General features: G+C 72.5%; 11 protein-coding genes. 7 read left to right on the forward strand and 4 right to left on the reverse strand.

From position 1 onward, the window contains the following. Window positions 1-3: 3 nt before the first annotated feature. On the forward strand, window positions 4-3,831 hold the full coding sequence (locus KM842_RS03615) for a chromosome segregation SMC family protein (protein ID WP_216261012.1): 3,828 nt from the start codon (window positions 4-6) through the stop codon (window positions 3,829-3,831). 78 nt (window positions 3,832-3,909) lie between these two features. On the opposite strand, the gene KM842_RS03620 is transcribed toward KM842_RS03615, so the two are convergent. Continuing rightward, a complete protein-coding gene (locus KM842_RS03620; protein WP_216261014.1) occupies window positions 3,910-4,938 on the reverse strand; it encodes a TerC family protein in 1,029 nt (342 codons plus the stop codon). Between the two features lie 227 nt (window positions 4,939-5,165). Here KM842_RS03620 and ftsY point away from each other — a divergent pair, with 227 nt between their 5' ends. From ftsY to KM842_RS03635, 3 genes are read left to right on the forward strand one after another with little or no spacing between them, the layout of a single operon-like run. Further along, on the forward strand, window positions 5,166-6,035 hold the full coding sequence (ftsY, locus tag KM842_RS03625) for a signal recognition particle-docking protein FtsY (protein ID WP_216261016.1): 870 nt from the start codon (window positions 5,166-5,168) through the stop codon (window positions 6,033-6,035). Next, window positions 6,032-7,510: a hypothetical protein gene (locus KM842_RS03630; protein ID WP_216261026.1), complete on the forward strand. Its 1,479-nt coding sequence runs from the start codon at window positions 6,032-6,034 to the stop codon at window positions 7,508-7,510. Before ftsY ends, KM842_RS03630 begins: the two co-directional genes overlap by 4 nt. 40 nt (window positions 7,511-7,550) lie before the next feature. Then, window positions 7,551-7,718 carry a hypothetical protein gene (locus KM842_RS03635; RefSeq protein ID WP_216261028.1) on the forward strand — a complete coding sequence of 56 codons (168 nt, stop codon included), beginning with the start codon at window positions 7,551-7,553 and terminating at the stop codon, window positions 7,716-7,718. Between the two features lie 193 nt (window positions 7,719-7,911). Here KM842_RS03635 and lipA read toward each other — a convergent pair whose 3' ends face one another. Both lipA and lipB read right to left on the reverse strand, forming a co-directional pair. Then, complete coding sequence (gene lipA / locus KM842_RS03640) at window positions 7,912-8,895, reverse strand: lipoyl synthase (RefSeq protein WP_216261030.1); 984 nt, start codon at window positions 8,893-8,895, stop codon at window positions 7,912-7,914. Then, window positions 8,892-9,656: a lipoyl(octanoyl) transferase LipB gene (gene lipB / locus KM842_RS03645; RefSeq protein ID WP_216261032.1), complete on the reverse strand. Its 765-nt coding sequence runs from the start codon at window positions 9,654-9,656 to the stop codon at window positions 8,892-8,894. The genes lipA and lipB overlap by 4 nt, the downstream gene beginning before the upstream one ends. A gap of 81 nt (window positions 9,657-9,737) precedes the next feature. Between lipB and KM842_RS03650 the strand changes: the two genes are divergently transcribed. The 3 genes from KM842_RS03650 to ffh all read left to right on the forward strand — a co-directional run bounded on the left by KM842_RS03650 (window position 9,738) and on the right by ffh (window position 12,708). Beyond that, a complete protein-coding gene (locus tag KM842_RS03650; RefSeq protein ID WP_216261034.1) occupies window positions 9,738-10,109 on the forward strand; it encodes a PadR family transcriptional regulator in 372 nt (123 codons plus the stop codon). After that, window positions 10,106-11,083, forward strand: a complete 978-nt coding sequence (locus KM842_RS03655; protein WP_216261036.1) for a hypothetical protein — start codon at window positions 10,106-10,108, stop codon at window positions 11,081-11,083. Before KM842_RS03650 ends, KM842_RS03655 begins: the two co-directional genes overlap by 4 nt. A gap of 71 nt (window positions 11,084-11,154) precedes the next feature. Then, window positions 11,155-12,708, forward strand: coding sequence for a signal recognition particle protein (gene ffh, locus KM842_RS03660; RefSeq protein ID WP_216261038.1), 1,554 nt, complete (start codon window positions 11,155-11,157; stop codon window positions 12,706-12,708). A 778-nt stretch (window positions 12,709-13,486) separates the two neighbouring features. Here ffh and KM842_RS03665 read toward each other — a convergent pair. Continuing rightward, entirely contained in the window at window positions 13,487-14,470 is a 984-nt protein-coding gene (locus KM842_RS03665) for a hypothetical protein (RefSeq protein WP_216261040.1), read from the reverse strand. Window positions 14,471-14,490 lie beyond the last annotated feature (20 nt).

Genomic DNA, 14,490 nt, shown 5'->3' on the forward strand with positions numbered 1-14,490 from the left:
CGCATGTACCTGAAGAGCCTGACCCTCAAGGGGTTCAAGTCCTTCGCGCAGCCGACGACGTTCGCGTTCGAGCCGGGGGTGAGCTGCATCGTGGGCCCGAACGGCTCCGGCAAGTCGAACGTCGTCGACGCCCTGGCCTGGGTGATGGGGGAGCAGGGGGCGAAGACCCTCCGCGGCGGCAAGATGGAGGACGTCATCTTCGCTGGCACCGCCACGCGCGGCCCGCTCGGTCGCGCGCAGGTGACGCTGACGATCGACAACGCCGACGGTCTGCTGCCGATCGAGTACGCCGAGGTCACGATCTCCCGCACGCTGTTCCGTAACGGCGGCAGCGAGTACGCCATCAACGGCGAGAACTGTCGGCTGCTCGACGTGCAGGAGCTGCTGAGCGACACCGGGCTCGGGCGCGAGATGCACGTCATCGTCGGCCAGGGGCAGCTCGACAAGGTCCTGCACGCGACCCCCGAGGACCGGCGCGGGTTCATCGAGGAGGCCGCGGGCATCCTCAAGCACCGGCGGCGCAAGGAGAAGACCCTCCGCAAGCTCGACGCGATGCAGACGAACCTGACGCGGCTGTCGGACCTGGCCGGCGAGATCCGTCGGCAGCTCAAACCCCTGGGACGGCAGGCCGAGGTGGCCCGGCGCGCGCAGTCCGTCGCCGCCGTCGCCCGTGACGCCAAGGCGCGCCTGCTCGCCGACGACGTGGTCCGGCTCCGTCGCGAGCTCCGCTACCACCTCGAGGTCGAGACCGGCCGCAAGTCCGAGCGGATCGTCCTGCAGGAGCGTCTCGAGCAGACCCGGCAGCGGCAGCAGCACGTGGAGCAGAGCATGGTCGGCGACGACGTCGACCGTGCCCGGACGGTCGTGCACCGGCTGGAGAGCGTGCAGGAACGCCTGCGCGGGCTCTCGATGCTCGCCAACCAGCGGCTCATGTTCCTCGCGCAGCAGGCCGAGGCACCCCAGCAGGGTCCGACGATCACCCCCGAGCGGGTCGCGGCCACCCGCGCCGAGGCCGACCGACTCGACGTCCGCGCGCGCGAGACGAGCGGCGGCGCGGCAGCCGTCGCCGAACGGGTGCGCGCCGCCCGGGCAGCGCTCGACGCACTCGACGAGGGGATCGCCGCACAGGCCGCCCTCGTGGCGCAGCACGACCTGGACGGCCAGCGCCTCGCGAGCGCCGTCGAGGTCGCGCGCTCGAAGCGCTCCGGCGCGGTCGCCGACCGGGAGCGTCGGGAGCGCGCACTCACCGAGGCCGTCGCCCGGGCCGAGCAGGCCGCCGCGGCGCTCGAGGACCTCGGACGGGATCCGGCCCTGGACGCCGACGAGGACGCCCTCGCCGCGACCCTCGTCGCCGCACGCGAGCGGCTCGACCTGGCGCAGACCGACCGGGACGGCCACCGCGACCGACTGCACGCGGTCGAGCGGGAGCGGGACGCGCTCGACGCCCGGATCGCGGCCCTCGCGCTGTCGATCGACGTCCGGGACGGATCACAGGCGGTCATCGACGCGGGACGGCCCGGGATCGACGGCCGGCTCGCGGACCGGCTCACCGTCACCCCGGGCGCCGAGGCAGCGGTCGCCGCCGCGCTCGGAGCGCTCGCGGACGCCGTCCTGGCCGCCGACCGCCCGTCCGCCCTCGACGCCGTCGGGCACGCGCGGACCGCCGACCTCGGTCGCATCGACGTCGTCGTCGCCGACGTCGCAGGCGGCGGGTCCCGGCTGCCGGCGACCCTGCCACCGCACGTCCGACCGGCACTCGACCTGGTCGACGGTCCGGCCGCCCTCACCGCACTCCTCGCCGACACGCTCGTCGCCGACACAGACGACGTCGACCTGGAGGCGGTGCTCACCGCCGCCCCGCACGCCACGGTGGTCACGCCCTCCGGCGACCTGGTGGGCGCTGCCCGCGTGACGGGCGGCGGGGAACGGACGACATCCCGCATCGAGCTGGTGGCCGACCGCGACGCCGCGGTGACGCGACGGGAGACCGTCGCGACCGAGGCGGAGGACGCGGCCACGGGCCTCCAGGCCGCGCGCACCGCGGTGGAGACCGCCCGTCGTGCCGTGGACGAGGCGGACCGGGCCGCCCGCGAGCACGCCCGCGCGACCGCGGAGTACGACCGGACGAGCGCCTCCGCCCGGGCCCGGGCCGAGAACACGGTGGCCGAGGTCGACCGGTTGCGCGCGGCCCTGGCCGAGACGGACGGCGTGACGGCGACGACCGAGGCTGCCCTCGCCGACGCCGAGGCGGCGCACCGGGCGTTCACGGAGCAGCCGAAGCCGGTCGTCGACGCGTCGGCACGTCCGGCGGCGCAGGAGGCGGTCGACGCGGCCCGCGCCGAGGAGATCGAGCACCGGATCCAGGTCGAGACGGCTCGGGAGCGTGCACGGGCGGAGCGGCGGCGTGCGGACCAGTTGGAGCGACAGCTCGAGGCGGAACGCGCGGCCGCCGAGGAGGCCGCCCGGTTGGCGGTGATCCGGCGCGGGCAGATCGCCTCGGCGGAGGGGGTGCTCGCCGACCTGCCGGTGGTGCTAGCCGCCGTCGACCGCTCGCTGGCCGAGGCCCGCGTGCAACTGGCGACCGAGGAGTCCGAGCGGTCCAAGCGCAACACGGAGCTGCAGGTGATCCGCACCGAGGAGCGCGAGCTCCGCGACCGGCTGCAGACCATCACGGACGGTGTGCACTCGCTCGAGATGGAGATCTACGAGAAGCGACTGCACGTGTCGAGCGTCCTCGACCGGGCGCAGAGCGAGCTCGGGTTGGGGGAGGCGGTCCTCGTCGCCGAGTACGGCCCGGACGTCCCCGTCCCGGTCGACGTCCTGGTGGACCCGCGGGTGCTCGCGCGACGGCACCGGGCGGCGGCACGCGCGGCGGCCGGAGCGGCCGCGGCTGCCGCGGGGGATGCTGCGGACGCCGACGCTGCGGACGCTCTGGAGGCGGAGGCGGAGACGGGGAGCACCGACGCAGCCGTGGCCGACGCGCCAGACGCACCGGACGCACCGGACGGCACCGGGCCGGACGCCGAGCCCGACGGCGAGGTGCTCCTCGACGCCGGATCGACCCTGCCCGGCGGTGCCGTCCTGCCCGAGTACGAGGCACCCGAGGTCGACCCCGCCGACGTCCCGACCACCCCGTACGTCCGCGCCGAGCAGGAGCGTCGCCTGGCCGACGCCGAACGGGACCTCGGCCGGCTCGGCAAGGTGAACCCGCTCGCGCTCGAGGAGTTCCAGGCCCTCGAGCAGCGGCACGCGTTCCTGTCCGAGCAGCTCGACGACCTGCAGCGGACCCGGACCGACCTGATGACGATCATCGAGGAGCTCGACGGGAAGATGCAGACCATCTTCGCGTCGGCGTTCGAGGACACCCGGGCGGCGTTCGACGTGGTCTTCCCGATCCTGTTCCCCGGCGGTTCCGGGTCGATCGCCCTGACGAACCCCGACGACCTGCTCACCACGGGCATCGACGTGCAGGTGAAGCCGGCCGGCAAGAAGATCGACCGGCTGACGCTGCTGTCCGGCGGCGAGCGGTCCCTGGCGGCCGTGGCGCTGCTCGTCGCGATCTTCACCGCCCGCCCGAGCCCGTTCTACATCATGGACGAGGTCGAGGCGGCGCTCGACGACGCGAACCTCGGCCGCCTGCTCACCGTGTTCGGCCGCCTGCAGGAGGCGTCGCAGCTCATCGTCATCACGCACCAGAAGCGGACGATGGAGATCGCGGACGCCCTGTACGGGGTGTCGATGCGGCAGGACGGCGTCTCGGCGGTCGTCGGGCAGCGGGTGCAGAGACCGCAGCCGGCACCGCCGGCCGAGGCGGAGGCCGCGGTCGCCTGACGGCCCCTGCCGGGACGGTCGGCGCAACGGACGGGAGGCCCGGTACCAGCTGGTACCGGGCCTCCCGTCCGTGACGCGTCACTCGGCGTCGGCTCGGACCTCCGACGGCTTCTCGCCGGTGGGGGTGAGACCACGCTGCTGCCGACGCTTCGACACGACGAGGCTGGCGACGGTCGCGACGGTGATCGTCAGCAGGATGAAGCCGAGCGAGAACCAGATCGGGATCTCGGGCGCCCACTCGACGTGCTCGCCGCCGTTGATGAACGGCACCTCGTTGACGTGCAGCGCGTGGAAGACGAGCTTCACGCCGATGAAGGCGAGGATGACGGCCAGGCCCTGACCGAGGTAGATGAGGCGCTCGAGCAGGCCGGCGATGAGGAAGTACAGCTGACGGAGACCGAGCAGCGAGAAGGCGTTGGCGGTGAACACGATGAACGCGTCCTGCGTCAGACCGAAGATCGCGGGGATCGAGTCGAGCGCGAACAGCACGTCCGTGAGGCCGATGGAGACCATGACGAGCAGCATCGGGGTGAAGAGGCGCTTGCCGTCGACCCGGGTGGTCAGGCGGTCGCCGTCGTAGTGCTCCGAGGTCGGGATGATGCGGCGCAGCAGACGGATGAGCTTCGAGTCGCCCTCTTCGGCACCGTGCTCGTCGCCGCCCTTGGCCTGCGACCAGGCGAGCCAGAACAGGAGCAGACCGAACAGGTAGAAGACCCACGAGAAGTTCTCGATGATCGTGACGCCGAGGGCGATGAAGACACCGCGGGCGACGAGGGCGATCGCGACGCCGACCAGCAGGACCTTCTGCTGGAACTCCTTCGGCACGGCGAAGGTCGTCATGATGATGAGGAAGACGAACAGGTTGTCGACGGACAACGCCTTCTCGGTCAACCAGCCGGCGAAGTACTCACCGCCGGCCTGGCCACCGCCGAAGACCCAGACGCCGACACCGAACAGGATCGCGAGCGCGATGTAGACGACCGACCAGAAGGCCGATTCGCGGATGTGCGGCACGTGCGGGGTGCGCACGTGCGAGAAGAAGTCGAACACGAGCAGGCCGAGGATGCCTGCGATCGTGAAGAGCCACACGTACAGGGGGACGTCCATGGAGAGCCTCCAGGTCAGGGGCGTGCCACAGGAAAGTGGGTACGCCGGAGCCTGAAGGTCTCTTCCGCCGCGGTCCGGATCGAGTGGAGCTGACCGGGCCGCGACCGACGCCCCGGGTCCGGGTCGTTCCGGGCCGTACTGACGGGGTCGCCGAGAGGGAATACTCCCCTTCGCGAGTTCGATGCTAGCGAAGGTCCGCCGCGGTCGCGCACCCGTAAGCTGGGAACATGGCGAGTAGTTGGTCCCTGTCCTCCCGGCTCCGTGGTCTCTTCCAGCGGAAGACCATCGACGAGACCACGTGGGAGGACCTCGAGACCGCGTTGATCGGCGCGGACTTCGGTCCCGACATCTCCGAGGAGATAATCGAGGACCTCCGCGCGCGGGTCGAGCGCTACGGCACGACCGACCCCGCCGACCTGAACCGCATGTTGCGCGAGGTGCTCGAGGAGCGGCTCTCGAAGCTCGACACGACGCTCAAGCTCAGCGCCCGTCCGGCCGTCGTGCTCGTCGTCGGGGTAAACGGTGTCGGCAAGACCACGACGATCGGCAAGTTCGCGAAGTTCCTCCGCACCTACGACCGCACGGTCCTGGTCGGTGCGGCGGACACCTTCCGCGCCGCCGCGGTCGAGCAGGTCGCGACGTGGGCCCAGCGCGCCGGCGTCGACGTCGTCCGACCCGCGCAGCCCGGGCAGGACCCGGCCTCGGTGGCGTACCAGACGGTCGAACGGGCGATCCGCGAGGGCACCGAGATCGTCGTCATCGACACCGCCGGTCGCCTGCACACCAAGGCCGGGCTGATGGACGAGCTCGGCAAGATCAAGCGCGTGGTGGAGAAGCAGACCGAGATCGCCGAGGTCCTGCTGGTCCTCGACGCGACGACCGGGCAGAACGGCCTGGCCCAGGCGCAGGCGTTCATCGAGGGCGCCGGGGTGACCGGGCTCGTCATCACGAAGCTCGACGGCTCCGCGAAGGCCGGCTTCGTGCTGAGCGTGCAGGAGAAGACCGGGATCCCGATCAAGCTGATCGGCCAGGGCGAGGGCATCAACGACCTCACCGGTTTCACGCCGCACGTCTTCGTCCAGAACCTGGTCGGTTGAGCGCCGCCGCACCGTCGACGGCGCACCGCCTCGACGACCGGGTCCGGAACGGGCGCGACGGCACGCGACGAGGCGGTCCGCGCCGGGTCCCGGTGCTCGAGGTCGTCGTCATGTGCATCGTCGCCGTCGCCCTGACGATCGGCAGCCTGCTCCACAAGCTGCAGTGCGCGGTCCCGGGCATCGACTTCGTGTCGGCGACCGGCAAGGCGTGCTTCGCCGACACGGTCAGCCTCTTCTCGAGCCGCGGCCTGGGCACCCACGTGTTCCCGTACGTGCAGCCGCTGGGCGAGAACGGCCTCCCGCCGGGCAGCCTCGAGTACCCGACCCTCACCGGCGTCTGGGCGTGGCTGAGCGCCCTGCCGGTGGACTCGCTGCACGGGTTCCTCGTCGTGACGGCGCTGACCTTCGTGCCCGTGGTGGTCGTCACGGTCGTGGGCCTCGCGCTGGTCGCCGGTCGTCGTGCGTGGTTCTTCGCCGCGACCCCGCCGCTGTTCCTCTACGCCCTCTACAACTGGGACCTGCTGCCGGTCGCGTGCACGGTCGTGGCCGTCGTCGTCGCGGTCCGTTGGCCGGCCGGGCGGGCGCTCGTCTGGCGCGCGGTCGTCGTCGGTGCGCTGTTCGGCCTCGGCGGGGCGTTCAAGTTCTACCCGCTCGTCTTCGTGGCGCCGTTCGTCCTCGCCCTGCTCGTCGACGCGACGGCGGCCTGGGGCGATCGACTGCGGCGCACCGCCGGCGCCGTCGCCGGGTCGGTGGGCGTGGTCCTCGTCGCGAACGTGCCGTTCGTGCTGGTCGAACCGGAGTCGTGGTTCTCGATCATCCGGTACCAGGGCATCCGGGACATCGACAACGCGACGCTCTCGGTCTGGTACTACGCGTTCCAGCCGTGGTCGTCCGCCGACTCGCCCACGTTCCAGCACACGCTGAACCTGCTGGCCACCGGTGCCACCGCGATCGCGCTGCTCGCCGTGCTCGTGACCGGCCTGGTGCTCGGCATCCGCCGCGGCCGCATGCCGTGGATCGAGACGAGCGCGGCGGTCCTCTGCGCCTACCTGGTGGCGAACAAGGTCGACTCGCTGCAGTACGCGCTGTGGCTCGCCCCGTTCTTCGTCCTGGTGCGCATCCGGACGGGCTGGATCGTCGCCTACCTCGCCGCCAACACGCTGCTCTTCGCCGGCTGGTTCCGGCACATCCACCTGCAGGCATCGGGCACCACGGTGCGCACCTACGCCGACGAGGCCCTGTCCATCGGGGTCTGGGCGCAGATCATCCTGCTGCCGATCCTCGTGGTGGTGTTCCTCCGTGCCCGCGCCGTCGACGACGACCAGGCGGTCGACGCGCACCAGGCGGTCGACCCAGACCGGACGACCGACCAGGGCCTGGCGGACGAGGCGCACTCAGCGGACGGGCAGCATCCGGCACCCGTGGCGCACCGCACGGTCGCGGGCCCGAGCACGGCGTCACCCACCGACGTGTAGCGTCCGGGAGGACCTGCCCCGATCGAAGAGGAACACAACCATGCCCGCACTGCTCATCATCGCGATCATCGTCGGCATCGTCCTGCTGGTCACCGGCATCGTGAGTGCCGCCCTCAAGGCCCTGCTGTTCATCGGCATCGTGCTGATCGTCCTGGCGGTGGTCGGTTGGATCCTCCGCCGTGTCCGCGGTGGCGGTTCGCGCGTCTGACCGACGCGACCACGCGCACGACGGGAGGCTCCCCACCAGCAGGTGGGGAGCCTCCCGTCTGTCCGTGCGCGTCCGTCCGTCCGTGCGTGATCGTCCGTCCGTGATCGCCCGCGGACGGTCCGCGGCCCGACGTCCGGCCCGACGGATGTGGGTCGGTGCACCCACCGGCCACTGTCCGACGACCCGGTGCCGGTCAGACGGCCTGCCGGCCCGGCGACGCGTCGAGCAGGTGGGCCAGGTGATCCGGCACGGTGCCGCCGCGCGCGACCGTCGCCCGGGCCCACAGCCCTCCGGCCCGGTACGAGGACCGGACCAGGGGCCCGGCCAGGACGCCGGCGAAGCCCATGTCCTCGGCGAGCTCGCGGAGGGCGACGAACTCCTCGGGCGCGACCCAGCGGGCGACGGGCAGGTGCCGTGGGGAGGGCCGGAGGTACTGCGTGAGCGTGATGATGTCGGTGCCGGCGTCGTGGAGGCGCTGCAGGGCGTCCTCGATCTCGTGCCGCTCCTCGCCCATGCCGAGGATGAGGTTCGACTTCGTCACCAGTCCGGCGTCCCGGCCCTGGGTGATGACGTCGAGGGACCGCTCGAAGGTGAACGCCGGTCGGATGCGCTTGAAGATCCGCGGGACGGTCTCGACGTTGTGCGCGAAGACCTCGGGGCGGGCGTCGAACACCCGGCCGAGCTGGTCGGGGCGACCGGAGAAGTCGGGCACGAGGATCTCGACCCCGGTGCCGGGCGAGTGCTCGTGGATCGCACGGATCGTCTCGGCGTAGAGCCAGGAGCCCCCGTCGTCGAGGTCGTCCCGTGCCACCCCCGTCACGGTCGCGTACCGCAGCTGCATGGCGGCGACCGAGTCGGCGACCCGCCGGGGTTCGTCACGGTCGAGCGGTTCGGGCTTGCCGGTGTCGATCTGGCAGAAGTCGCACCGGCGCGTGCACTGCGAGCCGCCGATGAGGAACGTCGCCTCGCGGTCCTCCCAGCACTCGAAGACGTTCGGGCAGCCGGCCTCCTGGCAGACCGTGTGCAGGCGCTGGTCGCGCACGAGGTCGGTCAGTTCGCGGTACGCCGGGCCCTGCGACGCGCGGGTCTTGATCCACGCCGGCTTGGTCTCGATCGGCGTCTCGGCGTTCCGGGCCTCGACGCGGAGCATGCGGCGGCCTTCCGGGGCGAGGGTCATGCTGCGGTCTCCTGTCGCTGGCGGGTGCTGGTGCCGGTGGGCGCGGTGTCGCGAGCGGCGGTGCCGACCGGGAGGCGCGGCGCGCGTCCGGTGTACGGCTCGCCGTCGCGGTGCCGAGCCGGGTGCTGCGCGGGCAGCGCGTCGACGGCGGCGAGGACGCCGGCCGTGACGACGTCGAGGACGTCCGCCACCGCGACCGGCCGTCCGGCGGCGTGGCTCAGGGTCGTCACGCCGGCGTCGGCGATGCCGCACGGGACGATGGCGGCGTAGGCGTCGAGGGCGTTCGCGCAGTTGAGGGCGATGCCATGCGTGGAGACACCCTGGGCGACGTGGAGTCCGACCGCCCCGACCTTGGCCGCGGTCGGACCCATGCCGACCCAGGCGCCACTGCGACCCGGGACCCGGCTGGCGGTCACCCCGACGGAGGCCGCCGCGTCGATGAGCACCTGTTCGAGGGAGCGGACCCAGGCGACGACGTCGAGCGGCTCGCCGAGCCGGACGATCGGGTAGGCCACGAGCTGCCCCGGCCCGTGCCACGTGATCCGGCCGCCGCGGTCGACCTCGACCACGGGCGAGCCGTCCGTCGGCAGGTCGGCGGGTTCGGTGCGCCGACCGGCCGTGTACACCGACGGGTGCTCGGCGAGCACGAGGGCGCCCGGGGAGCGCCCGGCCACGACGTCCGCGTGCAGGGCGCACTGCAGTGCGAGTCCCTCGGCGTAGGGGAGCGGGCCCGGCCAGCGGACGACGTCGATCTCCGGCATGCCGCGAGCGTAGCCAGTAGTTGGACGCAGTACAACAACCCAGTGCTTGCGATACTCTGACCAACAGAGTATCTTCGCCGCATGAGCACCGCCGAGATGCGCGAACCGACCCTGCTCGTGCTGACGTCCCTCGCCGGAGGGCGCAAGCACGGCTACGGCCTGATCGGCGACGCCGCCGACCTGTCCGACGGGCGGGTGCGCCTCAAGGTCGGCACGTTGTACGCCGTCCTCGACCGGCTGCTCGACCAGGGCCTCGTCGCTGCGGCGGGGGAAGAGATCGTCGACGGCCGACTGCGCCGGTACTTCGAACTCACCGACGCCGGTGCCGACGCCCTCGACGCCGAGGTCCGCCGCATCGAGGCCAACGCCGCTGCCGCACGGGCACGGCTCACCGCGTGGCGGCCGGCCCCGGCCACACGCAGCATCCACATCCGACTGGGGGGAGTGTCGTGACGAACACGAGGCCGGGACAGGGCACGAGGCTGGAACGCGACTACGGGCGGGCGCTCGGGTGGTACCCGACGCGGTGGCGCCGGACGCACGGACCGGCGATGCTCGGGACGCTGCTCGACGTCGCCGACGACGAGGGACGCAGTCGACCCGCGCACGGGGAACTCGCGGAGCTGCGGTGGCAGGGGGTGCGCGAACGGGTGAACACCGTCGTGCCGGGGGACGTCCGGGCGCTCGCCGCGTCGATCGGGACCGGGTCGATGGCCGGGTTCGCCCTCGTCTACCTGGTCTGGGTGTCCTGGGGACCGTGGGACGCACGGCCGCTCGCCCCGAACCAGTACGACACCTTCGGGCCGTTCTGGAACGCCGGAGTGCTGTTCTGCGTGCCGTTCCTGCTCGGTGCGCTCGCGGCGGTGGCCGGGTCGCGTGCCGCCGCGCACCTCTTCGTGCTCGTCGGGCTCGTCGCACTGCCGATCGTGACCGTCATGGTACGCGCAGACGTTGGGCAGCCCGGCCCGCGGTCGACCACACTCGGCGCCGCTCTCCTGCTCGGGCTCGTCGCACTGCTCGGCGATCCCCGTGACCGGCGAGCGCTGCTGTCCACGTTCGCCGTCGTCGGCGGAGGGCTCGTGTTCTACGCGGTCTGGCTCCCACCGACCGGCAACTCGTGGCGCCTCGTCACCGTGGGCGACGGCGGGTTCTGGGGCTCCGTCGCGGCGCCGTGGATGACGGCCTCCGCCGGCGTGACGGTCGCCGTCGCCGTCGTCGTGCTCCTGGTCCGGCGGCGACCGGTCCCCGCGGCTGCGCTCGCACTGGCGTGGTTGCCCTGGGGTGCCGCGACGACCGTCACCCTCCGCTTCTTCGCGGACGAGCCCGCGGACGCGGTCGTGGTCGCCGCCGTGTCGGTGGCCCTCGCGGTCGGGGCCGTGGCGGCCGCCGCCCGTCGCCCGACCCGTCGCCGACGCGAGCAGGCGTGATCGGCACCGGCGGGGCGGCGGCGGGCCGCGCCTCCAGGGCCGTCCGCGACGGACGGTAGGATGGCCGGATCATGGCGCAATTCGGTTCACTCTCCGATCGGCTCACCGAGACCTTCCGCAACCTGCGGAGCAAGGGACGGCTGACCCCGTCCGACGTGGACGGCACCGTCCGCGAGATCCGGCGGGCGCTGCTCGACGCGGACGTGGCGCTCGAGGTCGTGAAGTCCTTCACCGCCGCGGTGCGCGAGCGCGCCCTCTCCGACGAGGTCAACAAGGCGCTCAACCCGGCGCAGCAGGTCGTCCAGATCGTCAACGAGGAACTCGTCGGCATCCTGGGCGGGCAGCAGCGTCGGCTCGAGTTCGCCAAGCGGCCGCCGACGGTCATCATGCTCGCGGGCCTGCAGGGTGCCGGCAAGACGACCCTCGCGGGCAAGCTCGGCAAGTGGCTCAAGAAGGACGGCCACACCCCGATGCTCGTGGCCGCCGACCTCCAGCGCCCGAACGCCGTGCAGCAGCTGCAGGTCGTCGGCGAGCAGGCCGGCGTGCACGTCTTCGCCCCGGAGCCCGGCAACGGCGTGGGCGACCCGGTCAAGGTCGCGAAGAACGCGATCAAGGCCGCGGTGGACCAGCAGTACGACACGGTCATCGTCGACACCGCCGGTCGACTCGGCGTCGACGCCGAGCTGATGAAGCAGGCCGCGAACATCCGCAAGGCGGTCGACCCGGACGAGGTCCTGTTCGTCATCGACGCGATGATCGGTCAGGACGCGGTCACCACCGCCCGCGCCTTCCAGGAGGGCGTCGACTTCACCGGCGTCGTCCTGTCGAAGCTCGACGGTGACGCCCGCGGTGGTGCGGCCCTGTCGGTCGCCTCGGTCACCGGGCGCCCGATCATGTTCGCCTCCACCGGTGAGGGCCTCGACGACTTCGAGCCGTTCCACCCGGACCGCATGGCGAGCCGCATCCTCGACCTCGGCGACATCCTCTCCCTCATCGAGCAGGCGCAGGGTGCCTTCGACGAGGAAGAAGCACGCAAGGTCGCGGACAAGATCGCGACCGACAACTTCACGCTGAACGACTTCCTGCAGCAGATGCAGCAGCTGCGCAAGGCCGGGTCGATCAAGGGCATGCTCGGCATGCTCCCGGGCGCGAAGGGCATGCGCGAGGCGCTCGACAACTTCGACGAGCGAGAGATCATCCGCACCGAGGCGATCATCCAGTCGATGACGCCGCAGGAGCGCGAGCTGCCGAAGCTCCTCAACGGCTCCCGCCGCCTGCGCATCGCCCGCGGTGCCGGCTCGACGGTGACCGAGGTGAACGCACTGGTCAACCGCTTCGAGCAGGCCGCGAAGATGATGAAGACCGTCGCCCGTGGCGGCGTCCCGCAGATGCCGGGCATGGGTCCGATCCCGGGCATGCACGGCGGCAAGAAGCAGCAGCCGCAGGGCAAGAAGAAGAAGGTCGGCAACCCCGCCAAGCGTGCCGCGCTCGCTGCCGGTGCCGCGGCAGCGCCGCAGCAGGCACCGAAGGGCGCCGGTCTGGGACTCGGTGCCGGCGGCGGCAAGAACGGCGCGGCCCCGACCGAGGAAGAGCTCGCCTCGTTGCAGAAGTTCCTCGGGCGCTGATCCGCTGACGCGGCGACGCACGCGCCCTCGACGGGAGGCCCGGTACCAGCTGGTACCGGGCCTCCCGTCCTCGTCGTGGCAAGTGCTCACAGCCGGGATGATGACAGCGGGCCCGTGATGTCCTCGATCCGCGCACCTCGCGCAGACCGAGAGGAACTCCATGAAGCACAACCGGCGTCGTCTCTGCGCGGTGCTCGGCGCCGCCGGCATCGTCGGGTCGGCAGTCGTGTCGAGCCCCGCGATCGCCGCAGGGCTCCCGACCGTCCCCGCCCGGCACGCGTCGTCGACCCCGCGGGCCGACCAGCTGCACATCGCGTCCGTCCAGGGGCGCCCGGACCAGGGCGAGGGAGGCTCGCCGTTCTTCGTGGCCGACTCGCTGCACCCGGAACTGGTGGCCTCCGGACCGGCGTTCGACCGCTTCGAGGTGGTCACCCGCTACGGCGGCGATCGGATCTGCAGCGTCGGGACGGCGTCTCCGACCGGTGAGGCACGCTGCGAGCTCGACCTGACCGCGCTGCCCCTCGGCCCCATGGTCGCCCGGGCGCACCGCGACGGCCGGGTGGTGGCGTCGACCGAGTTGACGGTCGGGTACCGGCCGGAGTCGCCCGTGATCGACGGGGTGACGCGCACCGACGACGGCGGCTTCGTCATCGCCGGGCACTCGACACTGCAGCACGCGCCGGAGCGTCTGCGAGCCGCGGTCCGGGCGTACTCCTCGCTCGGCGGGGTGCAGCTCGGCACCGACGGCACGTTCCGTCTGCGGGTCCCGGGCGGCCTCTCAGGGCGGACGATCGGCGTGTACCTCGACTACGACGGCGCCGTGGGGTCGGTGTCGACGCGCGTCTCCCTGCCCGAGCGCGAGGACGGTGCGCAGCGTCCGCTGACCGTGACCTCCGTGGGCGGTCCGGCGTCCGGCACGGTCGACGGTCTGTCGCTCTTTTCCACCGCGGACGACCGTCCCGACCTCACCGCCACCGGGCCGGCGTTCGACCGCTTCACCGTGGTCGACCGGGCGTCCGGCACGACCCTCCTCGACGTGCGTGAGCCGTCGTCGACGGGCGAGGTGTCCGCGCCGCTCGACCTGTCGTCCGTCCCGGCGGGGCCGTTCGACGCGGTCGCCTGGCGGGACGGCCACCGGGTCGCGGCGACGTCGTTCCAGGTGATCCTGCCTCTGGCGAACGCCCCCACCGTCGGCGACGTCGATGAGACCGCGACCGGCTTCACCCTGCACGGGGCGATCGACAAGACGCCCACCGGCCGGCGGTTGTTCGCCGAGGTGTCGCGCGGTGACGACCAGTGGACCGCCAGGGTGCGCGCGGACGGCACCTTCGCGGTCGACCTGCCCGCCGAGCTCGCCGAGACCGAGGTGTCCGTCCGGGTCGCGTACGTCGGCAGCGCGCACGTCACGTCGCCGTCGATCACCACGACGATCCCGACGCGGTCCGACGCCGGCGAGGGCGGCGACGGCGGCGGACCCGGCACCGAGCCGGTCGTCGCGGTCCCGCCGGTCGACGCGGTCGACCCCGGCTTCACGGTCGGCGAGGGCGCCGGCGGCGGTCCGGGCGAGCCGGGAGCCGGCGACGGCGACGGCGATGGCGATGGCGAGGACGGTCCCGGTACCCCGTCCGACGGCACCCCCGTCCTCGTCGGTGGCGAGGTCCGGGACGGCCGCTGGGTGGCGGTCGTGCACACCGCGCCCGAGCTCGACGTCCACCTGACGTCGGCCGGCGGCACCTCCGCGGTCGGACGTGCCGACGAGCACGGGGTCGCCCGCATCCCGAC

It is taken from the genome of Curtobacterium sp. L6-1 (genome assembly GCF_018885305.1).
Lineage (GTDB): Bacteria > Actinomycetota > Actinomycetes > Actinomycetales > Microbacteriaceae > Curtobacterium > Curtobacterium aetherium.

Bases quoted from the DNA above. Each gene is read 5' to 3' on its own strand.
- KM842_RS03615 (WP_216261012.1), top strand. From the start codon at position 4: ATGTACCTGAAGAGCCTGACCCTCAAGGGGTTCAAGTCCTTCGCGCAG.
- KM842_RS03620 (WP_216261014.1), bottom strand. From the start codon at position 4,938: ATGGACGTCCCCCTGTACGTGTGGCTCTTCACGATCGCAGGCATCCTC.
- ftsY (WP_216261016.1), top strand. From the start codon at position 5,166: ATGGCGAGTAGTTGGTCCCTGTCCTCCCGGCTCCGTGGTCTCTTCCAG.
- KM842_RS03635 (WP_216261028.1), top strand. From the start codon at position 7,551: ATGCCCGCACTGCTCATCATCGCGATCATCGTCGGCATCGTCCTGCTG.
- lipA (WP_216261030.1), bottom strand. From the start codon at position 8,895: ATGACCCTCGCCCCGGAAGGCCGCCGCATGCTCCGCGTCGAGGCCCGG.
- lipB (WP_216261032.1), bottom strand. From the start codon at position 9,656: ATGCCGGAGATCGACGTCGTCCGCTGGCCGGGCCCGCTCCCCTACGCC.
- KM842_RS03650 (WP_216261034.1), top strand. From the start codon at position 9,738: ATGAGCACCGCCGAGATGCGCGAACCGACCCTGCTCGTGCTGACGTCC.
- ffh (WP_216261038.1), top strand. From the start codon at position 11,155: ATGGCGCAATTCGGTTCACTCTCCGATCGGCTCACCGAGACCTTCCGC.